Raw genomic sequence first — 24479 nt, 5'->3', positions numbered from 1 at the left:
GCAGGACTTCGGCGAAGATGAACCGATGCCGATGGACTACCGGCTCGGGAAGGTGCTGTACACCGGCGCGGAGACGCGGGTCGTCACAGGCGTCGACCTGACCAGCCGGGCCGACGTCGTGCTGAAGATCCCGCGCCACGAGCTGCCGGACGAGCGGATCGTGGCGCGGCTCCGCGGCGAGCACGCGCTGCTCCGCGAGCTGAGCCTCCCCGGGACCGCCCGCGCCCTCGACCTCGTGCCCTACGGCGCCGGGGTGGCCCTCGTGCTCGAGCGCTGGGGGGACTGCTCCCTCGATCTCGCCCTGGCCCACGGGCCCCTGCCGGTCGAGGCCGCGCTGCGCCTCGGCGCGTCGCTCGCGCGCCTGCTCGGGCAGCTGCACCGGCGGGGCGTCATCCACCGCGACGTCAAGCCGCAGAACGTCCTCGTCGACGCCGAGCGCACCGAGGTCCGGCTCATCGACTTCGGCCTGGCGGCGCCGCGGGCGACGGCCGGCGACGCCGCCGAGGCGGACGGCGCGGCCGTCGGGACGCTCGCCTACGTGGCGCCCGAGCAGACCGGCCGCATGAAGCGCGCCCCCGACGCGCGCGCGGACCTCTACGCGCTGGGCTGCACGCTCTACCAGATGCTCACGGGCAAGCTGCCCTTCGAGCAGGCCGACGAGCTGTCGCTGATCCACGCGCACATCGCCCGCAGACCGCCGCCGCCGCACGAGCGCGCGCCGGCGCTCCGGATCCCCGAGGCGGTCGGCGCCGTCGTGATGCGGCTCCTGGAGAAGAGCCCGGAGCAGCGCTACCAGACCGGCGACGGCGCGGCGCACGACCTGGAGCACGCCCTCGAGGAGCTCCGCGCGACAGGCGCGATCCGGCCGTTCGCGCTCGGCGCGCGCGACTGGGAGGACCGCCTCCGCAGGCCGTCGCGGCTCGTCGGCCGGGAGCGGGAGCAGCGGGCGCTCCGGGAGGCCCTCGAGCGCGCGCGCGGCGGCGAGACCGAGCTCGCGCTGCTCTCCGGGCCGTCCGGCGTCGGCAAATCGGCGCTCGCCGGGGCGCTGCGCGAGGAGGCGCGCCTCGCCGGCGGCCTGTTCGCGCCCGGCAAGTTCGACGTGCTCCAGCGCGGCGCCCCGTGCGCGGCGCTCGCGCAGGCCTTCCGCGCCATCGCCCGCCGCAGGCTCTCGGACAGCGCCGAGGCGCTCGAGGGCTGGGCCGCGACCTGCCGCGCCGCGCTCGGCGAGAGCGCGCGCGTCCTCGTCGACATGGCGCCGGAGCTCGCGCGCGTCCTCGGCGAGCCCCCGCCGCTCCTCGAGGTGAGCCCGGCCGACGCGAAGCACCGCTTCCAGCTCGCCGTGCAGCGCTTCGTCCGGGCGACGGCGAGCGCCGAGCCCCCGCTCGTGCTGTTCATCGACGACCTCCAGTGGGCCGACACGCCGTCGCTGGCCCTGCTCGAGGCGATCGCGACCGACCCGGAGATGAAGCACCTCCTCCTGCTCGGCGCCTGCCGGGAGGGCGAGGTGGGCGAGGCGCACCCGCTGCGCGCGCTGCTCGAGGCGATCCGGGCGACCGGGCGGCGCGCCGAGGTGCACGCGCTCGGGCCGCTCGACGGCGATGCGCTCGCCGGGATGGTCTTCGACATGCTGCCCGGCGCCGGCGACGAGGCGCAGCCCCTCTGCTCGATCGTCCGGGCGAAGACCGACGGCAGCCCGCTGTTCGTCGAGCAGTTCCTGCGGGCGCTGCACGAGCAGGGGCTGCTCTCCCGCGACCTCGCCACGGGCAGGTGGCGGTGGGAGGCGGAGCGCATCGAGCGGGCCGCGGTCACCGACAACGTCGTGGCGCTCTTGACGGCGAAGATGGGCCGCCTGCCCGAGGAGCTCCGGCGGACGCTGGCCGCGGGGGCGTGCGTGGGGGCGGCCTTCGAGGCCTCCCTGGTGAGCGCCGCCGCGGGGCTCGCGGCCGCGGCGCTGCGGAGGGCGGCCGAGGCGCTGCTCCACGAGGGGCTGCTCGTGGCCGCGGGCGAGGGCGAGGCGTACGCGTTCGCGCACGACCGGGTGCAGCAGGCCGCGTACGAGCTGCTCGGGCACGGCGAGCGCCTCGACCTCCACCTCGCGCTCGCGCGCGAGCTCGATCGGCGCTGGTCCGAGGGCGGGGGGGACGCCGAGCTGTTCGCCCTCCTCGACCACTACCTCCGGGCCGCGGAGCGCCTGAGCGCGCCGGCCGAGCGGCGCCGGGTGGCCGACCGCTGCCTCGCTGGCGGGCTGCGGGCGAAGGCGGCCTCGGCCTACGCCGAGGCGGTGCGGTTCCTACGGGCGGGCCGCGATCTCCTGGACGGAGGCGGCGGCTCGGCGCCGTCCGGGGAAGGCGCAGCGCTGGCCGCTGCGAGCGGCGCCCCGGCCGCCGAGGCCGACGGCGGCGCCCCGGCCGACGGCGGCGCCCCCGCGGCCGACGGCGCCCACGATCTCCGCTTCGAGATCCTGCTCGCGCTCGCGGAGGCCGAGTGGCTCGCCGGGCAGCCCGAGGTGGGCGAGCGGCTGTTCGCGGCGTGCCAGGAGCGTGCCAGGGACGCGGTCGCGCGCGGCCGCGTGGCGCTCGCCCAGGTGCCGCTGCTCACGGTCGCCGGGCGCTACCCCGAGGGCCTCGGCGTCGGGCTCGCCGCGCTCGCGGAGCTCGGCTGGTCGTTCCCGCGCGAGCCCGAGGCGCTGGCCGCGTTCTTCGCCGCCCAGGCCGCGCGCATCGCCCCCCTGATCGCGGCGATGAGCCCGGCGTCGTTCCGCGCCCTGCCCCGCTGCACCGATCCGGTCGCCCGCGTGGCCGGCGAGCTGATCGGGGCCTCCATCACCGCGGCGGCGCTCAGCGAGCCGCCGCTCGCGGCGAGCCTGATCTTCGCGATGCCCGAGATCGCCCTCCTGCGCGGGCTCTATCCGCGCGCGGCCTACGGGCTGAGCATGAGCGCGGTCGTGTTCATCGGCGTGCTCCAGGAGCTGCCCCTCGGCGCCCGGTGCGTCGAGCTCGTGTACGCCGCGGAGTCGGCGCAAGGCCTGCTCCTCGCCGGCGCCCTCCACACGGGGAGCATCGCCGCCCAGTGCGTGCACCCGGACCTCGCCGCCGTCCACGAGCGCTGGCGCGACGTGCCCGAGCTCGGCGCCCGCGAGGGGGCCATCACCCACAGCGACGTCGGCCAGGTCATCCTCCCCGCCGCGCGGATGGCCGCGGGCGCGCGGCTGTCGAGCTGCCCGATCCCCGCGAGGCCCTGGAGGGACCTCATCGCCGGCCAGAGCGCCCCGGCGTGCCGCGCCGTCCATCACCTGCTCGCCCAGGCGGGCGACGCGGACGTGGGCGAGGCGATCCGCCGCATCGCCGCGCTCCCGGCCGGCTCGCCGATGGTGCGGGTCATCGTGCTCGGCGCCGCCGCGTTCGCGGCCGTGCACCTCGGCGAGGATCGCGAGGCGCTGCGCCTCGCCGCGGAGGCGAGCGCCGAGTGGACGGCCGGCTGGTGCAACCCGCCGGCCCTCTGGGCCCTCGAGATCGCGACGATCCTCGGCGCCGCGCGGCCGCCCGCCGGGGCCCCGGACGCCGCCGACGAGGACCGCGGCGCCCGCGCCGCCTTCGCCGCCCAGCGCGCGCGGCTCGCCCGGCTCTCGGCGTTCAACCCGGCGACCTTCCGCCACGCCCTCCTGCTCACCGAGGCCCGCGAGGCGCAGGCCGCGGGGCGGCACGAGGACGCCGAGCGCCTCTACGACGAGGCCATCGAGCACGCCCACCGGCGCGGCTTCGTCGGCGGCGAGGCCCTCGGCCTGCGCCTCGCGGGCGAGCACCTGCTCGGCCGCGGCCGCGCCCGGATGGCGCGCGCCTACCTGCGCGACGCGCACGGCGCCTACCTGCGCTGGGAGGCCGCCGGCGCCGCGGCGATCCTGCGCCGCCGGCACCCCGAGGTCTTCGCGGCGCACCTGGCCGGGGCGCCCGCCGCGACGACCGCGGCGGGCCCCGCGGGCAGCCGGATCGACGTGGTCTCGCTGCTCAAGGCCGCCCAGGCGCTGGCCAGCGACCGGGACCCGGGCTCGCTCATCGCGCGCATGATGCGGCTCCTCGCCGAGAACGCCGGCGCCGAGCGCGCCGTGCTGGTGCTCTCGCGCGGCGAGCACCTCGTCGTCCGCGCGGAGCTCACCGTCGATCCCGAGCGGATCACGCTCCACCGCGACGAGCCGGCCCTGAGCTCGGCGCTCCTACCCGAGAAGGTCGTGCGCTACGTGGCGCGCAGCCGCGAGCCGCTCGTGCTCGGGCGCGACGGCGGCGACGGTCGCTTCGACGACGACCCGTACCTCGAGCGCCGCGGCCCGGCCTCGCTGCTGCTCGTGCCGCTGCTCCACCAGGGCCGGCTGCTCGGCGTGATGGTGCTGGAGCACGCCGGCGTCTCGGGCGCCTTCCCCGAGGCGCGCGTCCAGGTGGTCTCGCTCCTGGCCGCGCAGGCGGCGACCGCCGTCGAGAACGCCGCCCTCTACAGCGAGCTCTCGAGCTCGCACCACCGCCTGGAGCAGCTCGTCGAGGAGCGCACCGCCGAGCTCAAGGCGGCCAAGGAGGCGGCCGACGCGGCGAGCCGCGCCAAGAGCGATTTCCTCGCGAGCATGAGCCACGAGCTGCGCACGCCGCTCAACGGGATCCTGGGCTACGCGCAGATCCTGGGGCGCCTGGACGGGCTGTCGCCCCGGCACCTGCGCGCCGTGCAGATCATCCAGTCCTCCGGCGAGCACCTGCTCACGCTGATCAACGACGTGCTCGATCTCGCCAAGATCGAGGCCGGCAAGCTGACCCTGATGCCCGACGAGGTGCACTTCCCCTCGTTCGTGCAGGCGGTGCTCGGCATCTGCCAGGTGCGCGCCGAGGCCAAGAGCCTGACGTTCCTGTTCGAGCAGGAGGGCGCCGCGCTCGGGACCGTGATCACCGACCAGAAGCGGCTCATGCAGGTGTTGCTGAACCTGCTGGGCAACGCCATCAAGTTCACCGAGCGCGGCCGCGTGGTGCTGCGCGTGACGGCGGGCGAGGCCCCTCCGGGCGCGGGCGCCGCGCGGCGGGTGCGCTTCCGCGTGGAGGACACGGGCCCCGGCATCGCGCCCGAGCACCTCGAGCGGATCTTCGAGCCGTTCGAGCAGGTGCCGACCGAGGGCGCGCCGGTCGAGGGGACGGGCCTCGGGCTCGCGATCGCGCGGCGGATCGTGGAGCGGATGGGCGGCGCGCTCCGGGTCGAGAGCCAGCCCGGGCGGGGCAGCCTCTTCGAGTTCGAGGTGCCGCTCGTCGACGCGAGCGCCGCGCCGGCCGCCGCCGCGCCGGAGCGCCGGGCGCGAGTGACCGGCGACGAGGGGCCCGGCCGCGCCGCGGTCGAGGCGCCGGGGCGCGCGCTGCCGCCGGCGGAGGCGCTGGCCGGGCTGCTCGACCTGGTGAACCGAGGCCGGCTGAGCGGCCTGCTCCTGGAGCTCGAGCGGCTCGAGCGCGAGGACGCGCGCCTCCGCCCGTTCCTCGACGAGCTGCGCGGCCTGGCCAAGGGCTTTCAGGTCAACCGGCTGCGCGAGCTCCTCCGCGCCGCCGCCGGCCCCGCTCCGGCGGCGGCGCCGTCCGAGAGCCGCGCCGCGCCGCGGTGACCGCCCGCGCGCCGGAGGCCGCCGCGCCGCCCGCGCGCCGGAGGCCGCCGCGTCATTCGCGCGCCGCGGGCGCCGCCGCGCGGCGCGACAGCGCGCGCGTCTTGCTCATCGCGTACGCGATGCCGTCCTGGAGCGTGCTCTGCGTCACCATCCCCGTCATCTCGGCGCCGAGCGCCACCAGCTCCTGGGCGACCTCCGGGCGGATGCCGGTGATCACGACGCGCGCGCCGAGCAGGCGCACCGCGCGCGCCGCCCGCACCAGCGTCTCGGACACGTGCGCGTCGACGCGCGACACGCCGGTGATGTCGAGGATCATGACCGCCGCCCTGCGCGCGCTCACCCCCAGCGTCGCCGCGTCGACCATGCCCTGCGCGCGCTCCTCGTCGACCACGCCGATGAGGGGCATGACCAGGATCTGGTCGTTGATCGGGATGATGGGCGTCGACAGCTCGGCCAGCCTCGCCGCCTGCGCCGCGATGATCTGCGCCTGGAGCGCCGAGCGGGCCTCCTCGAGCGACGCCCGCTCGGCGAGCTCGCGCTCGAGCCGCTCGTTCGCGCGCTGCAGCTCGCGGGTGCGCCGCTCCACCGTCTCCTCGAGCGACGCCTTGGCGCGCTCGAGCTCCGCCACCGCGCGGGCGAGCGCCTGCGTCCGCTCCCCCACCCGGCGCTCGAGCTCGTCCGTCAGCCGGGCGAGATCCGCCTGCGCGGCGGCGCGCACCTCGATCTCGTTCTCGAGCTCCGCGTTCTTCCTGGCCAGCGCGGTCAGGGCGCGCCGGAGCGACAGCTGCGTCTTCACGCGCGCGAGGAGCTCGTCGCGCTCGAACGGCTTGGTCACGTAGTCGACCGCGCCCAGGCGGAACCCACGCAGCTTGTCCGCCATCTCGGTGTGCGCGGTGGTGAAGATGACGGGGATATCGGCGGTCGCCGGGCTCGACTTCAGCCGCTCGCAGACCTCGAAGCCCGTCATGCCCGGCATGGTGACGTCGAGCAGGATGAGGTCGGGAGTCTCGTACTCCAGGCGCTCAAGCACCATGGGGCCGTCTGTCGCGATGCTGACCTCGATCCCCGCGGACTCCAGCGTGCTTGTGAGCACCTCGAGGTTCACGAGAACGTCGTCTGCGATGAGCACGAGCCCGGGCGACGGCTGCTCAGCCCGCATCCCTTCACCTCCCCTGAGCGCCTGCGCAGGAACGCTCGCGTTCCCCCCGGCGTGAGTGCGTCATCAGCCTCGTCGCTGACCTCGCCCGCATGGTCACGTACCCGGTTTCGGCTGTCAAGCGCCTTACCTCGCGGGCCTCGTCGGCCGCAGTCTCGCCCTCGCGACGAGGGCGAGATTCCGTCGCGAAGGACCCGTTGACGCGGAGCACGTCTCACCTTGTGGGCACGCCGGCACCTTCCGCCGGGGCGCGCAGCGGGGCGCGCGGCGCGGAGCGCCTGGCTTCGAACGGAAGGCGTTCAGATCATGAGAATAAAAAAGCGCAAAGTCGCCAAGGCGCAAAGACGCAAAAAGACAAAGAGATGAATGGATAAAGAGAGATAGAGAGGGATGACAAAGCCGATGCCGTACAGGTGTCGCGTCCTATCGTGTCTCGTCGTCTCTTTCCCCTCGAACGTCGTGGAGTCCTTTCGTCTTTGCGTCTTCGTTCTTCTCGCCGGCTCACCGCAGAAGGAGCGCTCACCGGGCGGCGCGGGTCGGGGGCGCCGCGCCCCGCCGTCGCCGCGGCCACGCCCGGAGGGCGGCCTGCGCGACGCGCTCCAGCTCTTCCCTCGAGGCGCCGTCGCGCGCCTGCACCGACATGCCCTGGATCACCGCGCCGTAATACTTGGCGAGCGCCGCCGCGTCGGTGTCTGTGGGGAGATCGCCCTCCGCGATCCCGCGCTCGATGCGCCGGCGGAGCGCGGCCTCGCTGGCCGCCCGGCGCTCGCGCAGCGCGGCCTCGACCTCGGCGGAGCCCGGCGTGCAGTTGGCGGCCCCGTGGACCATGAGACACCCGAGCGGATGATCCGGCGCGCTCGCGAACGCCGCGAACTCCAGGAGGACGCGCGACACCGCGGCCCGGGCGGTCGGCTCCTCGGACAGCGCTCGCGGGACGCTCGCCCCGTACATCGCGGCGTACAGCGCCACCGCCTCGAGGAACAGCTCCTTCTTGCTGCCGAACGCCGCATACAGGCTCGGCGGCGCGATCTTCATCGCGGCCGTCAGCTCGGCGAGCGACGTCGCGTCGTATCCGTGCCGCCAGAACACGCGCAGCGCCGCCTCGAGGGCGACACCGCGATCGAAGGCGCGCGGCCGGCCGCGCGCCGCCCGGGGGGACACGTTCTTCATAGCGATCACTATAGAATGCCTTGACGGGCGGTCTCATCCAATTTACATAGCGTTCACTATGAAATTCTTCCGTTCATCTGCCGTCGTGCTCGCCTCGGGCCTGTTGCTCTCGCTGCTGCCTGCCGCGCTGGGTGGGTGCGCGAGCCCGTCGCCGCCGGCCGCTGCCTCGGCGTCGGCCGCTGCCTCGACGCCGGCCGCTCCTTCGGCGCCGCCGGCCGAGGCGGCCGCTCCTCGGGGCGACGAGGCGCTTCAGCGCCGGCTCGACGCGGTGGTCGAGGCGGCCACGGCCGAGGGGCGGATCGTCGGCGCGGTCGTCGTCGTCGCGCGCGACGGCCAGGTCGTCTACCGGCGCGCCGCCGGCTTCGCCGATCGGGAGGCGGGGCGGCCGGTGCGCGAAGACACGGTGTTTCGCCTCGCGTCGATGACCAAGCCGATCGTGTCGGCGGCGGCCCTCGCGCTCGTGGACGCAGGCGCGCTGGGCCTCGACGATCCGGTGACGAAATGGCTCCCTTCGTTCTCGCCGCGGCTCGCGGACGGCCGGGCCGCGACGATCACGGTGCGCCACCTGCTCACCCACACCGCGGGCCTCAATTACACCTTCATGGAGCCCGCGGACGGGCCTTATCACCGCGAGCGCGTGTCCGACGGGCTCGATCAGCCCGGCCTCTCCCTCGAGGAGAACCTCGCGCGGATCGCCAAGGCGCCGCTCCTCTTCGAGCCTGGCAAGGCGTGGCACTACTCGCTGGCGACCGACGTGCTCGGGGGCGTCGTGGCCAAGGCGGGCGGCGCGCCCCTCCCGGACGTGGTGCGCCGGCTCGTGACCGGACCGCTCGGGATGGACGCCGCGTTCACGGTCGCCGACCCGGGCCGGCTCGCGGTCCCGTACGGCGACGCGGGCGCGCGCCCGGCGCGGATGGCCGATCCGCAGGTCGTGCCGTTCGGGCCGGCCAAGATCACGTATTCGCCGTCGCGGATCCTCGATCCGCGCTCGTACCCGTCGGGCGGCGCCGGCATGGTCGGCACGGCCGACGATTACCTCAAGTTCCTCGAGGCGGTGCGCACCGGCGGCGGGAAGATCCTGCGGCCCGCGACGGTCCAGGCCATGACCTCGAACCAGACCGGTGACCTCGAGGTGCAGCAGCCGGGCGGGAAATGGGGGTTCGGCTTCGGGTTCGCGGTCCTGAAGGCGCCGGAGCCGGGCACGATGCCGTCCGCCGCCGGCACGTGGCAGTGGGGCGGCGCCTACGGCAGCAATTTCTGGGTCGACCCGACCGCCAAGCTCACGGTGATCGTCTTGACCAACACGGCCCTGGCCGGCATGGCGGGCGAGTTCCCGGACGCCGTGCGGCACGCGGTCTACGGCCCGGCGCAGCCGTGACGCGGAGGCGCGCGCCGCTGCCGAGCGGCGCGGCGCCCCGGGCGAATCGTCCACGTCATGCTCGGAGCTCGGCGTCGGCCGAGAGACATCGACGTGATCGGCGCTCTAGCCGTGATCCGGCGCCCCGCCCCCGGCCTCCCGCGGCCGCCTGCGGTAGAGCAGCCGGCTGACCGGCAGCCCGTCGGCGATGGCGTGGTGCTCGCGGGGGCTCCTGGCGCCGTAGGGGTTCTCGCCGAGGTGCGGCGAGCCGGGCGCGTCGCCCGCCGGCTCGAACGCCGGGTGCGCGCCGATCTGCTCGGCGTACAGCGCGGCGCGCTCCTCCACGTCGGTCTGCACGAACAGCTCGCCGCCGTCCACCAGCAGGCGCGCGAGGCTGTCGAGCAGCGCCGGGCCCATCACCAGGCGCTTCTCGTGGCGCTTCTTCCACCACGGATCCGGAAAGTGCAGGAAGAACCGCGCGATCGACGCGTCCGGCCGCAGCCGCCCGAGCGCCTCGCGCGCGTCGGCGTTCAGCGCGCGCACCCGGCCGCCCAGGCCGCCTTTGCGCAGGCGCTCGTCGACGATCGCCGACCACTTCAGGCGGATCTCCAGCCCGAGCAGCCGCGACCCGGGGCTCGCCGCCGCGCGCTCGAACAGGAAGCCGCCGCGGCCGGGGCCGATCTCGATCTCGACGGGGCCCGTGCCCGGGAGCAGGTCGTCGATGGAAACGTCGTCCCCGTCGGGGAAGCGGGGCGCGTCGGCGTAGGGGTGGTTCGGGCGCGGCTGGAAGACCATGGAGCCCCGGCGCTCTACCAAATGCCGGCCACGCGCGCGCGGGAAATCGCGGCCCGGTGCGGGGGCGCGGTGGTATTCGTCGGGCCCCATGGCGGCTCCCCAAGCGCCCTCCCCGCTGCGCGCCCTCGCCGCGCGCGCCCTCCCCTACGCGCCCGCGCTCGCCGCGAGCGGCGCGCTCGGGGCGCTGTGCATCCGGGCGGTCCTCGATCAGGCGGGGCGCCCGGCGCTGCCGCTCGACGACGCGTTCATCCACATGCAGTACGCCCGGCGGCTCGCGGAGGGCGGCTTCTTCAGCTTCGTCGCCGGCGAGGGGTACTCGACCGGCGCCACGAGCCTGCTCTGGCCCGTGCTGCTCGCCCCCTTCTACGCGCTCGGGCTGCGCGATCTCTCGCTCGTCTACGCGATCTGGGCGCTCGGGCTCGTGTTCCACGCCGCCCTCGCCGTCGAGACCGCGCGCCTCGCGCGCCCCCTCGCCGGCCCCGCCGCGGCCGCCGGCGCGGGCGCGATGTGCGCCGGATTCGCGGCGTTCGCGTGGTTCGCGTGGAGCGGGATGGAGACGGTCGCGTTCGCGTGGATCCTCACCCGGACCGCCCGGCTGGCCGCCGGGCTCCTCGAGCCGGCGAAGGGGGAGGCGGAGGCGGCCGAGGACATCGGGCAGGTTGCGATGCCGGCCGGCTCCGATGCGACGCCGACCGGCTCCGCTGCGCCGCCGATCGCCTCTGCCCAGCTGCCCTCCGCTTCGGCCGAGCGGCCCCCCGCCGCCGTCGCCCGCGCCCTCGCGCTCGCCGGCTTCGCGGCGCCCCTGCTCCGCCCCGAAGGCGCGCTCGCCTCCCTCATCGCCGCGCTCGCGCTCGCCGTCTGGGCGGCCCGCCCGGCGCCGCCATCGCCCCTGCCGGCGTCGCCGCCCCCGACGCCCTCCGCGCCGCCTCGCCGCGGCAGCGCCATCGCCCGCCTCCTCGACCGGCGCCTCCTCGTCCTCGCGCCGCTCCTCGGCCCGCTGGTCGTCCCGGCCTTGAACCTGCTCCTCGCGGGCCACTCGACCTCGTCGACGACAACGGTCAAGTGGCTGCTCGGCAACCCCAACTACGACGGACCGACGCTCCGGGACGCCCTCCTCCAGAACATCCGGCTGCTCGTGACCGACGTCCTCGACGGCGGCCAGTGGACCGCCGTCTTCCTCCCCGAGGGCTCCGCCGCCGTCATCGCCCTCGGCGCCGTCGCGCTCGCCGTGGCGGCGCACCGGCGCGGCCGGCCCGCGCACGCCGCGATCGTGGCCGCGCTCGCGCTCGGCGCGCTGCTGCCGTGCACGTACCTGAGCTTCCTCTGGAACCGCGTGCGCTACGTCTGGCCGTTCGCCCCGGCGTGGCTCGTCATGGCCGCGTGCCTCGCGCGCGAGCTCGGCGACGCCGCCCAGCGGGTCCGGCGCTCGCTCCACTATGTGACGCCCCTCGTCGCCGGCGCGTTCGCCGGCGCCTTGGCCGCGCGGCTCCCTTGGGCCATCCACGACCTCGCCAACTCCGCGCGCGCCATCGATCGGCAGCAGGTCTGGCTCGGCCGCTGGGCCGCGCAGCACCTGCCCGAGGACGCCCGCATCGGCGTCAACGACACCGGCGCGCTCGCCTACTTCAGCGGCCGCAGGACCTTCGACGTCGTCGGCCTGACGACCGAGGGCGAGGCGCGCTACTGGGTGGCCGGCGCGGGCTCCAGGTTCGAGCACTACGAGAAGCTGCCGCCGGAGCGCCGGCCGACGCACTTCATCGTCTACCCGCACTGGATGGCCTGCGCGCCGGTGCTCGGCCGCGAGCTCGTCGACGCCACGGTCGAGGACCAGGCGATCCTCGGCGGCACCACGATGATCGCCTACGAGGCGCGCTGGGACCTGCTCGGCTCCGGGGCGCTGCCGGTGCGGTCGGCGCCTGGCGAGCGGATCCTCGATGAGGTCGACGTGTCGGATCTCGAGTCGGAGGCGGCGCACGGATATGCGCTGGAGCCGCTCGCCGACCAGCGCAACGTGGCGGTCGCGCTCGCGGCGCCGGAGAGCGATGCGCCCGGAGAGGTCGACCGGGCCCGGGCGGAGATCGCCGACGGGGGCCGGTACTACAGGGCGGCCGACCGGTTCGTCGTTCACGTCGATGCGCCCCCGGCCGAGGCGCGCCTCGTGATGCGGGTGGCCTCGGACGATGGCGCCGAGCTCGCGATCTCCGTGGCAGGCGAGGAGGCGGGGACCGTCGAGGTGCCGGCCGGGACGTGGGTGGAGCGGGCGGTTCCCCTCCCCGCCACGCGCCTCGCCGGGGCGACGCCGATCGCGATCACCCTGCGGCGCGGGGCTGGATTTCACGCGTTTCATTACTGGATCGTGGGGCGCTGAGATGCTGTTGCGTCACCACCGGGCCTGAGCCGGTGGTTACGCCTGCATCCGGCTGCGCGGCATTCGATGCTGCCGATAGGTCAGGGCACACGCAGGCCACACGGCGTGACGAATCCGGGGAGTCTGACCCCGCTGGTGCTCGGCCCCGAGGGCGTCCCGGTCGTCACGGACGCCGAGCAGGCGAAGGCGGCGCCCGAGGTGGTCGTGCTCTCGGCGATGGCGCACGGGCTGGAAGAGGCCGGGGAGGCGATCGGCGTGGCGTTCCTGGCGGCGGCAGCCGGGCTCGATCAGGAGCGGCGCGGCCTGTACGCGGACGTGGTGCTATCCTCGCTGAACGCAGCGGCGAGGCGGACGTTGGAGGCGATGATGAAGAGCGGATACGAGTATCAGAGTGAATTCGCGCGCAGCTACGTGGCGAAGGGTCGGCAGGAAGGCCGGCTGGAGGGGCTCCTCGAAGCCAAGGCGCAGGGCGTGCTCGCCGTGTTCGAAGCCCGCGGGCTGGAGGTCCCCGCCGACATACGGGAGCGCGTCCTCGCGAGCAAGGACGTCGCCGAGCTGGACCGGTGGATCCGCCGCGCCGCGGTCGTCACCGATGCCAGGGAGCTCCTCGACACGAACGGCTCCTGAGTGCGCCGGGGCTCCGGAGGCCGCCGCGCGGCGGTCTCGTTCCTCCGGAACCCGATCGTAGAGCTGCTCGTGAGCAGGGAAGCGAGGTCGAGCAATCCGCGCGATACGCATTGCTCCGACCGGCCGCTCACGACGCGCCGAGGTCGCCCCTCAGTGTCCGCTCCGTGGTGGCCCGCGACTCGCTCAGGTAGCGAGCCGCCGGCTCGGGGCCTGCTCTGGGCCCCCGCGGAGCCCCGTACCCTCGCGTCACCCGCTACGCTGGTTTCCGGCGATCTCGCTCACACCGGGTCGCCTCTCCCGCTGGATTGTTTGGTTTGCCATCTCTTCGCAGCGATCAACAAAGCGGTGACGGCGTGACCTTTGCGTTCCGAGTACGTCAGAAGGGTGCTCGCCCCACTTTGCCATGCTTCCTCTTTCGAGCGCGCATACTCGGCAGCCGCGTCCTCATGCGCCCGGAGGAAGTCCCGAAGGAGAAGGTTGTCGTGCCAGAGGCTGGTCCCCCACTCGACGACCGCAAGGTTGGTGTCGTGCGCGCCTCTTCGCCTGAAATACTCGCGTCCGATTACGCCAGCTTCGCCGAGGTACTGGTACCCGAGCGCCTCGAGTGCTCTCCTATCATGCGCGGCCAGCGGCCACTCTAGCGGCGAAACAAGAATGTCGATGATCGGCTTGGCCGCCATTCCGGGCACCGAGGTGCTGCCAAAGTGCTGCACCTCTCGGATCCGGGCGCCGAGGGCGTTCGACAATTCACCCGCATCTGCAGTGTACCAGATCGGCCAGCGGGGGTCGTATTCGACCACCCTGATCGGCTCATCGATGTCAGCGCTAGTTCTGCTCAGACGGCTCATGGTTGTCTCTATCCCCGGATCTTCGGATCCGGCCGCTGCTGCGGCACCGTTTATCAGAGGCGCGACGGCTACGGGCGGCGAGACTCCGGCAGAGGGAGCCGGCTCTCATCGGACTTGGAAGGCGAGGCTGTGCGTCGCTGCGTACGGTGTCCGGACCATCGCGCCGGGTCTCGCTGCAGCTCCAGCCATCCCCATGGTTGTGCCCATCGCCGAGATCATCCGAGATACCGTCGCGCGTCAAGAGCAGGTGCCGCCGGCAGCGATCCCTATGGCCCAGGCCAGGGGAGGTGCCCCCTGCGTGCCGTGATCGCCCACCCATCGCCATGGATGCACTTCTTGTCCGCTTGTCCGCGCCGCACTGCGGCCACCTACGCTCGGCCTCAGGAACGGCGCGTCTCGCGCGGCAGACGGGGGGGAAGCGGCGCGCGCCCACGGTGCCCCCGCAGCGGCTTCGGCGGCTCAGGAGGTCGCGGCGCAAGCCCCTGTTCCGGCTGCCGAGGCGCTTCGGCGCCGGCTCCGGCGAGAGCGCCGAGCCAGCTCGATGAGCTCGGGGATCTGCCCGGCGGCCGTGAGTTGCTCGCGCTTCCGTCGCACATCCGCCAGATCGGCGGGGAGCGCTGCGTGGGACTGCGGGGGAAGGATCCCCCTGCTGGGGCTCCTCCCTGCCTCGCCCGAGTCCGGCGATCTCGCTCACGTCGAGCCGTTCCCCCGATTCACCATTGCTGAAATTCATCAGGTCACACGCAGGTCACAGAGAGAAGAGACGGCTCTCCGTAGTCGAGGCGCCGGCAAACCGACCCTGGAGACGAATCTGCGGGGCGCATGCGCGAGAGATACGGCGGACGCCGCGTCGGACGCGTCGGAGCGGTGTCAGAGGCCATCTGGGGCTCGATTCCTCTCGTATACTCGAGTGCCCTCTCGTGGAGCCCTGTACCCTGGCGTCGTCGGGGCACACGGAGGTCACACGGCGCCGCCTGGCCTCCTCGAAGCGCGCGGGCGTAGCCGAACGACGTCAGCGCGAGAGCCGCGCGGGCATCGTGAACGAGAAGCGGGTGCGCACGATGCCGTCGGCGCCGCGCTCTTCGCGCTCGTCGACGGAGATGCTCTCGAACTCGGCCGTCGTGCGTCGCCAGAACGCGAGGCCCTCCGGGTTCTCGGGGCGCACCGTGAGCGTCCAGGGGCCCGGGTGCGCGGCGATCATGTCAGTTAGACGCAGTTGAGAACACAGTCCCAAACTGGATCCGTCCCCGCCATCCGATACGGGGCCCGGATGTGCCGGTATAGACCATCACAGATGGGTAAAATAGGCGGTGGTTGACCAAGGCCCACATCCGCTCTCATTGCACGCCCGCACCCGCCAGGAGTATCCAGTCCCCGATGGAAGGTTGGTGCCGATACCTGGCATGGAGTTGGCGTTTTCGGCCGTATTAAGGAATCCACCATAAAGCTGGACCCATCCGGAACCGGACGAGTATTTTAGATCGATCTGATAGTACGTCGTCCCTGGGTATACCGCGCCCCATTGCAACGTAACCGGGAAGCTCACAGAGACGCTACCAGACGGATACATACTGGACGGCGCCGCAGACGGAAATCCTGTGTGTATAGAAACTCCACTACTGATCGTAGAGTTAACTGGGGCCCCTAGAGCATTCATTACGCCGTGATTCAATTCCCACTTCGCTGCATCTGACAGGTCGCGAACAGTCGCCTTGCTGCAACGATTGTTCCAACAGACGGTCACAACTTGTCCACATGAGACACCCGCGCTCGTGCTTGGCATCGCGACAAAGCGGTCTGCGTCTGAGTAGCTTGCCGATGTCGCATTAGAGCAGGTATTATCGCAGTAGAATAATGGTTCCCAGTATCCGCTGGAAGAGACCTGGTCTGGATCGTGACAGGTTGCTTTCGACTTTCCAGAGCAAAAAATGGCACCAGGATTGCTGGAACTAGATGCGCATGACCAGCAGGAGTTACAGGTTACATAACTAACCGACCCCCAGGCCAAGGCGCTGACGTTGGTAGCAATCGCTGTGAGCGGCTCCTCGTAACTCGCTATATCTTCGGATAGGTCCGTCTCAACGGTGCAACCAACGGAGAGAGCAAGGAAGCAGCCGATACCCACCTGGATCGGGACTAATGTGAGCCTGTTGATCATAGGCGCCTTCTGTGTAGGATAGATTACGCATCTATATCTTACTTTAATCCATGAGTTTCAAGATCATCGGCATCCGCAGGCTTCAGAACGGTCGCATAATGTGGTACCATGTAGGCACCCATGTTGCTGTCGTCGTCAGCGGCTTCTGCGTAAGCTGCCCAGGTGTCGCCATCGGCGTGGCCGGTTGCCGCTCACGTCGGGGCCGACGGGGCTCGGCGCGTTGCTGCTCGGCCTATGGCCCGGGAGAGGCACGGCGGCCACGGCAGGGCCCTCTCCATCCGCGTCGGAGACCGAGGCCCGCTTTGTTCACGTCGCGCCGGCGTCGCCGGCGAAACTGCGCGCAGCACAATTAAGGGACAACTACGAGGTCCAAGTGGGAATTTCTTGACCGCTCCAGTCGTGATCCGTTCTGCATACGGGCTTGTGGTCCGTGAGGATCGCCGCCGCCATGCCTCATGCCTCTACCCCTCTCTGGCATCTCCGGCCTCGACCGTCTTCTTCCTGAGCGCCCGGATGAGCTTCCGCAGTGTCGGTGGCGCTCGCCCCTCAGCGCGCCGCCAGCGCGAGGAGGCAGGCGCGCAGCTCCTCGGCGCACTCGGGGCATTGCTCGAGGTGCCGCGCGGCCTCGCGCAGCGCCTCCGGCACCGGGGCGCCCTCCGCGACGAGCTCGGCGTACTGCGCCGCGTATTCGAGCCATTCATCGCACGTCAGCTCGTCGGGCTTCGTCGCGAGGACGGCCTCGGCCAGATCGCGGATCTCTTCCTGGGATAGGCGCTTCATGGCGCTCCTCTCGAGGGCATCCCTCCCTGGGGCCGGATGTCGAACGCTTCTCTTACGTCATCCTCGCCGAAGCCGGCCGCGGCGAGGCCTTGTCGCAGCTTGCGGCGAGCGTCGTGGGTCAGTTTGTACAGGGCATTCCGGGTCATCCCGAGCTGCTCGGCGATCTCGACCTGGGGCATGCCCCTGAGCTCGGCGATGAGCGCCCGGCGCTGCCGATCGGTCAGCTCGGTATCGAGCACCTGGTACAGCGCGGCGATCATTCGCTCCCTGGCCACGTGGGCGCTCGAGTCAGCAGCCGCGATCGGGATCGGCCCGCCCGCGCCCTCGGTGATCTGATCCAGCGACACGTCCTTCCAGCGGGCCCTCCGCAGGTCGGTGAGCGCCACGCGGATGGCGATGGTGATCGCCCAGGTGGTGAAGCGGCTTGCGCCCCGGAAGGAATCGAGCGCGCCGAGCACCTTCAGCGTGGCCTCCTGGGTCAGGTCGTCGATCACGGCGTCCCCTACGCCGGCACGGCCGGCGAGCGCCCGCCGCAGGCCTCCCCGCACGACGTGCCGCAGCTCGGCGACAGCGGCGCTCGCCTGCGCCTCGGGCGCGCGGAGGAGCCGCAGCCACTCCTCGTTCGTCCGCTCGCTCATCCGGCCGCCTCGAAAAGAGTCTCCCTGCGGAAGTAAGAACCGGAGCCCCCACGGCGTCCCATGGACCGAGAGCGGGCCGCCGACGAGGCAGGCCCGAGAGACCGAATCCACGAGGGAGAGACCACCATGTCGACCACCGACCGTACCGCCCAGCTCGCCGACATCCAGGTTACGAAGCGCACGGAGCCCAGCCTAACCGAGTGGGGCGTCCGGATCGAGGCCCTCGGCGGCCGCCTGCTCCGCGCCGGTCTGGCGCTCACGCTGCTGTGGATCGGCGGCATGAAGTTCACCGTGCTCGAGGCGCAGGCGATCCGACCGTTCATCGAGAACAGCCCGCTGTTCTCATGGACATATCCCGTGCTGGGGTTCCAGGGGATGTCCAACCTGCTCGGATTTACGGAGATCGCGATCGGGCTCGCGGTCCTGTCCCGGCCGTGGTCCGCTCGGATCGCGGCCGTCGGCAGCCTGCTCGGGGTGCTGACGTTCCTGAGCACGCTGAGCTTCCTGATCACGACACCCGGAGCGTGGGCGGATGACATCGGCGGGTTCCCAGCGATCGGCGCGCTCGGTCAGTTCCTGATCAAGGACGTGGCCCTGCTGGCGATCTCCGTCTGGTCCCTCGGGGAGGCGCTCCGCGCTGCAAGTCGCGAGGCGTAGGGCCGAGGGAGCAACCAGCGCGACGAGCGTCCGTCGATCGGATCGAGACCGATCATCAGTGCCGCCCGACGAAGAAGCCATGACGGGCCACGGTGCCCGGAGATCAGTGAGCCGACGGCGACCATTGCGAGAGAGATGATCCGCTACAACTCCAAGCTTCCACTCGTGATCTACGTTCCGGATGGCCTCGATGCGGCATTCCGGACGTTCACCACGCCTGGCGGGTTCCAGACGAGAAGCTGAAGCCATTTCCATGACGTGATCCGGTCCTAGGGCGTCGAGCGCGCCGCGCTGAGCCGCCCGGACAACCATGTCGGCGCCTCAGCCGAAACCGCTCACGGACGCCGACGGGCGTCCAGCTGCACTGTGGTCAGGGTCGCGCGGGCGTCACTGCGCGCGCGCTCAGCCAGCGCGCCGCCCGGGAGAGCGGCGCAGCGCGCCACCGCGAGCTCCGCATGGGCGCGAGAGGGCGCCGCAGGACCGCGCGGCTGGCCTGGTGAGTCACAGCGCGGCTGGCATGGTGAGTCAGAAGACGCCCGATACCGCATGAATCGAACGAGAACGAGCGCGAAACCGGCTCCCCGGCCTCAGCCGTTGTGATACATCGAGGACACCTTGTCCGATGCGCCCACTCAGGTTCACGCGCCGCTCGACCTGCACGACGACGCCCCGGACGAGGGGCCGCGCGAGAGGGCCGCTGTCGACCTCCTGCTCTTCGAGCTCGGCGCGGCGACCTTCGCCCTGAGGGCGCAGCAGGTCGAAGAGGTGATCGCATGGCGCACGCCCCTGCCGCTGCCGCGCGCCGATCCGCGGGTGATGGGCATCCTCCAGGACCGCGGCAGGATCATCGTGATCGTGTCGGCCCCGCTCGCCGAGCCGGCGGCCGCGCCGCTCCGCATCGTCGTCTGCCGCACGCAGCGGGGTTACCTGGGTTTGCCCGCCGGCAAGACGCGGTGTGTTGGCGCGGTAAAAGTGTTCGGAGAGCTCGCGCCGAAAGCGGTGGTCGACACCAGCGAGGGAGTAGTAACCTTCCTCGACGTGATCCACCTGCTCGACGCTTCCGAGGGCGCGCCGCAGCCGTCCGTCGCGCCGCGCGGCGATCCGGCCGCCTGGTTGGGTCGATGAGCGATCCGAGCTCCCGATCTCCCACGGCGCGGGCCAGGCCGCCGGCCGATCCGATCGATGAAGCGGGGACGCCCGCGAGCGCGTCTCCGCCGCCGAACTCGCCGTCGAGCGCGCCGCCGAGCCCGCCGGTGCTCGTCATCGACGACAGCGAGATCGCCCGGGAGGAGGTCTCTCGCTTGCTGCGCTCGGCCGGCTTCCAGGTGGTCGCGCTCCCCTCCCCCATCGGGGCGACCCAGGCCATCGTGCGACATCAGGCGCGGATCGTCGTCGTCGACGTCTTCATGCCCACCATCCGGGGCGACCGGCTGCTCAACCTGTTCCGGAAGAACCAGCGGCTCGGGCACCTCAGCGTCATCCTGATGTCCGGGCACTCCGAGCGCGAGCTCGAGCAGCTGCAGATGGAGGTCCAGGCGGACGCGGTCCTCTCGAAGCGCAACCTCGATCGCCTGCCGGCCATCGTCCGGCGGCTCGCCGGCAAGGAGCGGTGACGTGGGGGTGGTCGACGCCCGCCGCCTCCCCGACATCGGTGTCTGATGCGGCGCTGGGCAAAGATCCGTTCGAGGTCGTTCAAGGCTGACCAGAGACCCGTGGCGTTTCCGAGCTCCTCGATTCGAATGCTGATGGCCCTCCTGCTCGTCACCACCGCGAGCGCCGAGGGCCGCTCGGCCGCTTCCGTCCCCTACGAGCTGAGGGGCGCCATCCTCCTGCGCTCCATCGGCTACGAGAGCGGGTTCGCCAGCCGGAAGGGCGCGGCCGTGCTCGCCGTCGTCGGGGGGGAGTCGGGCGAGAGCGCGGAGGACGCGAACGCGATGGCCACCGTGCTCTCGAAGCTGGCCGCGAAGACGACCGTGGCCAGCCGGCAGGCGACCGTCCTGCGCGTGACGTACACCGGAAAGGCCCAGCTGCAGGAGGCGCTGCGCGCCGGCGGCGCCGAGGTGGTCTACGTGGCGCGCGGGCTCGCCGCGGCCATCCCGGACATCCCGTCTCGCGAGGGCGCCGTGGTCCGCATCGTCGTGTGCGGCGACGGCGACGACACGAAGCGCGGCTGCGCCGTGGCCGTGGGGCTCGCCGGCACGAAGCCCGAGCTCCTCCTGAACGTGAAGCTCGCCAACGCCATCGGCCTCCGCTTCGATCCGCAGTTCCTCCGGCTCGCCCGCATCGTCGACTAGGGCCCTCGCGGCGCCGGCGCAGGCCCGCCGGCCCGGCGCGCCGCCCCTCTCGGGATTCACGGTTCACGATTCGCGACTCACGATCCCTCCCCCAGCGTCCGTCATCGATCAGCGACCCTCATCGATCCTCCTCCTCCGCCGCCGCCATGCTCAACTTTCGCTCCATCCGCTGGAAGATCGCCGCCCTCGTGGCGGCGGTCGCCATCGTGCTGTCGGCGCTCGATCTGTGGCTGATCCCCGACCGCACGGCGCGGGCCAGCGAGGCCGAGCTGCGCGAGCGCGCCGGGATCCTCGCCACGATGCTGAAGGAGCCCATCGGCGTGGCCATGGACCTCGAGCAGCCGCCAGACACTTTCCCGGACACCCTGCGGACCGCCATGACCGATCCCCTGGTGAGCTGGGTGTCCGTCTACGACGCAAAGGGCGCGCGCATCGCCGCGATCGGCGCGGTGCAGGCGCCCGGGAGCCCGGCGGGCGCGCAGGGCGGGGACGACGGGAGCGTCGTCGTCAGCGAGGCCCCGATCCGCTCGCGGAGCGGCGACCGCCAGCTCGGGACGCTCGCCGTGGGGCTGCGCAGCGACCGGATCGCCCAGCGCCGCGCCGACGCGCGCAGGACCATCGCCCTCCAGTCGGCGGGGATCATGCTGCTCGGCCTCGGCCTCGCGTGGGTCATCTCGGCGCGCATGACCCGCTCGATGGCCCACATCAAGGAGGCGGCCGACCGCATCGCCCGCGGCGACGTGTCGGCGCGGCTGTCGCTCCGGATCTCGGGCGACGAGCTCGGGGACATGGCCAGCGCCTTCGAGCGGATGAACACCCAGCTGCGCGAGCTCCAGGAGACGGCGTCGCGGGTCGCGGGCGGCGATTTCACCTGCAAGATCACCGGCGACGGGGAGCTCTTCGCCGCCTTCCGGGCCATGGTCGCGAGCCTCCAGGAGCTCGCCACGCGCATCGGCAACACCTCGTCGGAGGTCGCGTCGGCCGCGGCCGGGATGTTCTCGTCGGTCCGCGAGCAGGAGACCACCGCCAACCAGCAGAACGCGGCGCTCGAGGAGATCCGCCGGACCGTCGAGGCCCTGACCGCCAGCGCCGATCACATCGCCAAGGACGCGGCCACCGTGCACGAGATGGCCCAGCGGAGCCTCGTCAGCGTCCAGCGCACCGCGGAGCAGACGCGCCTCGTCAGCACCCACTCGGACCGCATCGGCGAGATCCTGTCGCTGATCCAGAGCATCGCCGACAAGTCGGACCTGCTCGCCCTGAACGCCGCGCTCGAGGGCACGAAGGCCGGCGAGGTGGGGCGCGGGTTCTCGCTCGTGGCCGCCGAGATGCGCCGGCTGTCCGAGCACGTCATGGACTCGGTGCGCGACATCCGCAAGCTCGTGGCGGACATGCACGCCGCCTCCCACGCGTCCGTGCTCGCGACCGAGGACGGCATCAAGCTGGCCCGCGACACGGCCGCCGCCGCCGCGAAGATCTCGGACGCCGTGGACCACCAGCGCGAGGGGACGGCCCGGGTGAAGACCGCGATCGTCGACATCGTCGGCGCGGTGAACGACACGCTGACGAGCAGCGCGGACGCGACGCGCTCGGCCGAGTCGCTGCTCCAGCTGTCGCACGCGCTCAAGGCGACGGCGAAGACCTTCCGGGTAAAGCCGGCCGGGGCGAAGCGCGAGGGGCCGGCGCCGGCCATCGACGAGGCGGACGCGGATGAGGAGCCGGGCTGACCTCGTCGCCGCGTTCCACCGGGCCATGCCGGACCGCGTGGCCCAGGCGACCGACCTCTGGCTCGGCTTCGAGCAGGGCCAGGCCGGCAACCTCCCGGTCCTGCGCCGGCTCCTGCACACGCTGAAGGGCGAGGCGCACATGCTGGAGCTCGCCGCGTGCGGCGACCTCGCCGAGCTGGCCGAGACCGTCATCGACGCGGTGCGGGGCGGCGCGCGCCCCACGCAGCTCACCGGCGACAGCCTCCTCGGCGCGCTGGAGGCGCTCGGGCTCCTGTCGGCGAGCGCCGGCGAGGCGGCCGCGCTCGACCTCGGCCCCGTGCAGGAGACCCTCCGCGCGGCGCACGCGGAGCTCACGGGCCCGAGCGCCCCCGCCGGCGAGCCCGCGCCGCCGCCCGCCCCCGCGGCCGAGAGCGCCCTGCCGCCGCGGCTCGACCCGGCGGACGCGCCGGACCAGGCCGCCCCGCCCGCGACCCTCGACGCCGCCGCGGTCGGGGCGCTCCTGCACGAGATGCAGCGGCTCCACGGCGAGCGGGAGGTGCTCCAGCGGCGGCTCCGCGAGGCCCAGCGCATGCTCCGCGCGCTGCTCGTCGAGATCGACCCCCGGGGGGCCGCCGCGGACCGGGTCGCGGAGCGCATCACGAAGACGCTCGGCTACGGCGCGGAGATCGAGCGCCTCCTCGGCGCCGTGCGGGCCGACTGGTCGAGCAACGAGTTCGCGGCCGGGCGCGCGCTCGGCGAGCTCGACGAGGTGGTCCGCAGGGCGTCGGTGGTGCGCACCGAGCGCCTCCTGAACCAGGTGTCGCTCGTCGCGAGGAGCGCGGCGCGCATGCTGGGCAAGGACGTCGAGGTGCGGGTCGAGGGGACGGGGCTCCTCGACGCGGCCGTGGAGCGCCGCCTCGAGCCGGCGCTGCTGCACCTCGTGCGCAACGCCGTCGACCACGGCATCGAGCCCGCGGACGTCCGCGCCCGCCGCGGCAAGCCCGGCCGCGGGGCGGTGGCGGTGACCGTGGTCCAGACCGACACGGCCGTGCGGGTCGAGGTGAAGGACGACGGCGGCGGGGTCGATTTCGCGCGCCTGCGCGAGGTGCTCGCCGAGGCGGTCCCGGACGTCGCGTCCCTCGACGACGCCGAGCTCATCCCGTACCTGTTCGCGCACGGGCTCACCACGACCCGCAGCGTCGGCGCGATCTCGGGCCGGGGCGTCGGGCTCGACGTCGTGGCGCGGGAGATCGGCGCGCTGGGTGGGCAGGTCCGGGTCGACTCCAGGCCCGGCCTCGGGACGACGATCCTGCTCGTCGTCCCGAAGAGCCCCCACGGCGAGGAGGTGGTCCCCGTCACCTGCGGCCGGTTCCGGTGCGCGGTGCCGACGCACGCCGTGCACTCGGTGATGCTGCTGGAGGAGGTGCTGCGCACCTCGGACGGGCCGCGCGTGCGCCTGGCCGGCGGCTCCGGCGTGGAGCTCGTGCCGGTCTACGCGCTCGGGGCGGTGCTCGGCGACGGGGGCCAGCCCGCGCCGGGGGACGCGGCGCTCGTGCTGCACCACGCCGCGGGCCTGTTCGCGGTGAGCGTGGACGGCTACGAGAACCCGCGGCTCGTCGCCCTCGTCCGGTCGGAGGAGCTGCCGTGGAGCTCGCCGCTCGTGCGCGGCGTGGCGCCGACGGCGGACGGCGGGGCGATGCTGCTCCTCGACGTCGAGCGGGTGTTCGCGTGGGCGCGGCAGGCGCCCCGGGAGGCGCCGGCGCGCGCCGCGGCCGCCGCGCCGAAGCGCGAGCCGCTCGCGCTGGTTGTGCCCAAGCGCGAGCCGCTCGCGCTGGTCGTCGAAGACGCCCCGGTCGCGCGGGAGCTGCTCTCCGGGATCTTGCGGGCGATCGGCCTGCGCGTGGAGGAGGCGAGCGACGGCCGGGAGGGGCTCGCGCGGGCGCGGGCGGCGCCGCCGGACGTGGTGCTGACCGACATCGAGATGCCGTACATGAACGGCCTCGAGATGGTGGCGGAGCTCCGGCGCACGCCCGCGCTCGCCCGGGTGCCGGTCGTGGTGCTGACGACGCAGACCGCCGCGACCCACGCGCAGAACGTCGCCGCGCTGCGCGAGCTCGGCGTGCGGGCGGTGCTGTCGAAGCAGCGGTTCGTCGAGGAGGAGCTGCGCCGGATCGTCGCGGAGAGCCTCGGTGGCGCGTGACGACGCGGGTCGTGATCCGCGTCGCGGATCTCGTCGAGCTCGCGCGGAGGCGGGTGCTCGATGAAAGGATCAATTTCGAGCGCGACCCGCGCTGAGCCGCGGGCG

The 24479-nt window shown here is 72.9% G+C and carries 18 protein-coding genes and 1 pseudogene; 11 read left to right on the top strand and 8 right to left on the bottom strand.

Annotation, left to right across the window (positions count from 1 at the left end; genetic code table 11):
- The first annotated feature begins 25 nt into the window (after positions 1–25).
- The gene (locus WMF20_RS05395) at positions 26–5620 is read left to right on the top strand and encodes an AAA family ATPase (protein WP_437611246.1); all 5595 of its coding nucleotides are present in this window, start codon (positions 26–28) and stop codon (positions 5618–5620) included.
- A gap of 52 nt (positions 5621–5672) precedes the next feature.
- Here WMF20_RS05395 and WMF20_RS05390 read toward each other — a convergent pair whose 3' ends face one another.
- Together WMF20_RS05390 and WMF20_RS05385 are read right to left on the bottom strand one after the other, a co-directional pair.
- Positions 5673–6779 carry a response regulator gene (locus WMF20_RS05390; protein WP_437611244.1) on the bottom strand — a complete coding sequence of 369 codons (1107 nt, stop codon included), beginning with the start codon at positions 6777–6779 and terminating at the stop codon, positions 5673–5675.
- Between the two features lie 516 nt (positions 6780–7295).
- Positions 7296–7946: a TetR/AcrR family transcriptional regulator gene (locus tag WMF20_RS05385; protein WP_129573311.1), complete on the bottom strand. Its 651-nt coding sequence runs from the start codon at positions 7944–7946 to the stop codon at positions 7296–7298.
- 58 nt (positions 7947–8004) lie between these two features.
- Between WMF20_RS05385 and WMF20_RS05380 the strand changes: the two genes are divergently transcribed.
- Entirely contained in the window at positions 8005–9324 is a 1320-nt protein-coding gene (locus WMF20_RS05380; protein ID WP_437611241.1) for a serine hydrolase domain-containing protein, read from the top strand.
- A gap of 105 nt (positions 9325–9429) precedes the next feature.
- Here WMF20_RS05380 and trmB read toward each other — a convergent pair whose 3' ends face one another.
- A complete protein-coding gene (trmB, locus tag WMF20_RS05375) occupies positions 9430–10098 on the bottom strand; it encodes a tRNA (guanine(46)-N(7))-methyltransferase TrmB (protein WP_437611239.1) in 669 nt (222 codons plus the stop codon).
- A gap of 88 nt (positions 10099–10186) precedes the next feature.
- Here trmB and WMF20_RS05370 point away from each other — a divergent pair, with 88 nt between their 5' ends.
- Positions 10187–12466: a hypothetical protein gene (locus WMF20_RS05370; RefSeq protein WP_437611238.1), complete on the top strand. Its 2280-nt coding sequence runs from the start codon at positions 10187–10189 to the stop codon at positions 12464–12466.
- Positions 12467–12571: 105 nt separating this feature from the next.
- Positions 12572–13093, top strand: coding sequence for a hypothetical protein (locus WMF20_RS05365; protein WP_437611237.1), 522 nt, complete (start codon positions 12572–12574; stop codon positions 13091–13093).
- Between the two features lie 278 nt (positions 13094–13371).
- On the opposite strand, the gene WMF20_RS05360 is transcribed toward WMF20_RS05365, so the two are convergent.
- The 5 genes and pseudogenes from WMF20_RS05360 to WMF20_RS05340 all read right to left on the bottom strand — a co-directional run bounded on the left by WMF20_RS05360 (position 13372) and on the right by WMF20_RS05340 (position 17517).
- Complete coding sequence (locus WMF20_RS05360) at positions 13372–13893, bottom strand: GrpB family protein (RefSeq protein ID WP_437611235.1); 522 nt, start codon at positions 13891–13893, stop codon at positions 13372–13374.
- Positions 13894–14281: 388 nt separating this feature from the next.
- Positions 14282–14583, bottom strand: a pseudogene (locus WMF20_RS05355) (IS66 family transposase); the annotation flags it as partial.
- Positions 14584–14953: 370 nt separating this feature from the next.
- Complete coding sequence (locus WMF20_RS05350) at positions 14954–15142, bottom strand: hypothetical protein (RefSeq protein ID WP_437611233.1); 189 nt, start codon at positions 15140–15142, stop codon at positions 14954–14956.
- A 1503-nt stretch (positions 15143–16645) separates the two neighbouring features.
- A complete protein-coding gene (locus tag WMF20_RS05345; protein ID WP_129573305.1) occupies positions 16646–16879 on the bottom strand; it encodes a hypothetical protein in 234 nt (77 codons plus the stop codon).
- Entirely contained in the window at positions 16876–17517 is a 642-nt protein-coding gene (locus WMF20_RS05340; protein WP_437611231.1) for a sigma-70 family RNA polymerase sigma factor, read from the bottom strand. The genes WMF20_RS05345 and WMF20_RS05340 overlap by 4 nt, the downstream gene beginning before the upstream one ends.
- Positions 17518–17643: 126 nt before the next feature.
- Between WMF20_RS05340 and WMF20_RS05335 the strand changes: the two genes are divergently transcribed.
- From WMF20_RS05335 to WMF20_RS05305, 7 genes are all read left to right on the top strand, one after another.
- Entirely contained in the window at positions 17644–18174 is a 531-nt protein-coding gene (locus WMF20_RS05335; protein WP_437611229.1) for a YkgB family protein, read from the top strand.
- Between the two features lie 135 nt (positions 18175–18309).
- On the top strand, positions 18310–18417 hold the full coding sequence (locus WMF20_RS05330; protein ID WP_020733093.1) for an ecotin family protein: 108 nt from the start codon (positions 18310–18312) through the stop codon (positions 18415–18417).
- 372 nt (positions 18418–18789) lie between these two features.
- On the top strand, positions 18790–19299 hold the full coding sequence (locus tag WMF20_RS05325) for a chemotaxis protein CheW (RefSeq protein WP_437611227.1): 510 nt from the start codon (positions 18790–18792) through the stop codon (positions 19297–19299).
- Positions 19296–19787 (top strand): response regulator, encoded by a 492-nt coding sequence (locus WMF20_RS05320; RefSeq protein ID WP_437611225.1) that lies wholly within the window; start codon positions 19296–19298, stop codon positions 19785–19787. The genes WMF20_RS05325 and WMF20_RS05320 overlap by 4 nt, the downstream gene beginning before the upstream one ends.
- A 99-nt stretch (positions 19788–19886) precedes the next feature.
- A complete protein-coding gene (locus WMF20_RS05315; RefSeq protein WP_237245067.1) occupies positions 19887–20468 on the top strand; it encodes a YfiR family protein in 582 nt (193 codons plus the stop codon).
- 146 nt (positions 20469–20614) lie between these two features.
- Positions 20615–22195 carry a methyl-accepting chemotaxis protein gene (locus WMF20_RS05310; protein ID WP_437611224.1) on the top strand — a complete coding sequence of 527 codons (1581 nt, stop codon included), beginning with the start codon at positions 20615–20617 and terminating at the stop codon, positions 22193–22195.
- Positions 22179–24374: a response regulator gene (locus WMF20_RS05305; protein WP_437611223.1), complete on the top strand. Its 2196-nt coding sequence runs from the start codon at positions 22179–22181 to the stop codon at positions 24372–24374. The genes WMF20_RS05310 and WMF20_RS05305 overlap by 17 nt, the downstream gene beginning before the upstream one ends.
- The last annotated feature ends 105 nt before the right edge of the window (positions 24375–24479 follow it).

Source organism: Sorangium sp. So ce834, from assembly GCF_051521425.1.
GTDB lineage: Bacteria > Myxococcota_A > Polyangia > Polyangiales > Polyangiaceae > Sorangium > Sorangium cellulosum_D.
The sequence above is the reverse complement of the archived record's forward strand: the minus strand, read 5'-3'. Positions and strand labels throughout refer to the sequence as shown.

What these genes read in the sequence shown, in the direction of transcription:
- WMF20_RS05310 (WP_437611224.1), top strand. Translation starts at nt 20,615, where the DNA reads ATGCTCAACTTTCGCTCCATCCGCTGGAAGATCGCCGCCCTCGTGGCG.
- WMF20_RS05390 (WP_437611244.1), bottom strand. Translation starts at nt 6,779, where the DNA reads ATGCGGGCTGAGCAGCCGTCGCCCGGGCTCGTGCTCATCGCAGACGAC.
- WMF20_RS05340 (WP_437611231.1), bottom strand. Translation starts at nt 17,517, where the DNA reads ATGAGCGAGCGGACGAACGAGGAGTGGCTGCGGCTCCTCCGCGCGCCC.
- WMF20_RS05345 (WP_129573305.1), bottom strand. Translation starts at nt 16,879, where the DNA reads ATGAAGCGCCTATCCCAGGAAGAGATCCGCGATCTGGCCGAGGCCGTC.
- WMF20_RS05335 (WP_437611229.1), top strand. Translation starts at nt 17,644, where the DNA reads ATGTCGACCACCGACCGTACCGCCCAGCTCGCCGACATCCAGGTTACG.
- WMF20_RS05370 (WP_437611238.1), top strand. Translation starts at nt 10,187, where the DNA reads ATGGCGGCTCCCCAAGCGCCCTCCCCGCTGCGCGCCCTCGCCGCGCGC.
- WMF20_RS05320 (WP_437611225.1), top strand. Translation starts at nt 19,296, where the DNA reads ATGAGCGATCCGAGCTCCCGATCTCCCACGGCGCGGGCCAGGCCGCCG.
- WMF20_RS05350 (WP_437611233.1), bottom strand. Translation starts at nt 15,142, where the DNA reads ATGATCGCCGCGCACCCGGGCCCCTGGACGCTCACGGTGCGCCCCGAG.
- WMF20_RS05305 (WP_437611223.1), top strand. Translation starts at nt 22,179, where the DNA reads ATGAGGAGCCGGGCTGACCTCGTCGCCGCGTTCCACCGGGCCATGCCG.
- WMF20_RS05385 (WP_129573311.1), bottom strand. Translation starts at nt 7,946, where the DNA reads ATGAAGAACGTGTCCCCCCGGGCGGCGCGCGGCCGGCCGCGCGCCTTC.
- trmB (WP_437611239.1), bottom strand. Translation starts at nt 10,098, where the DNA reads ATGGTCTTCCAGCCGCGCCCGAACCACCCCTACGCCGACGCGCCCCGC.
- WMF20_RS05330 (WP_020733093.1), top strand. Translation starts at nt 18,310, where the DNA reads ATGATCCGCTACAACTCCAAGCTTCCACTCGTGATCTACGTTCCGGAT.
- WMF20_RS05380 (WP_437611241.1), top strand. Translation starts at nt 8,005, where the DNA reads ATGAAATTCTTCCGTTCATCTGCCGTCGTGCTCGCCTCGGGCCTGTTG.
- WMF20_RS05395 (WP_437611246.1), top strand. Translation starts at nt 26, where the DNA reads ATGCCGATGGACTACCGGCTCGGGAAGGTGCTGTACACCGGCGCGGAG.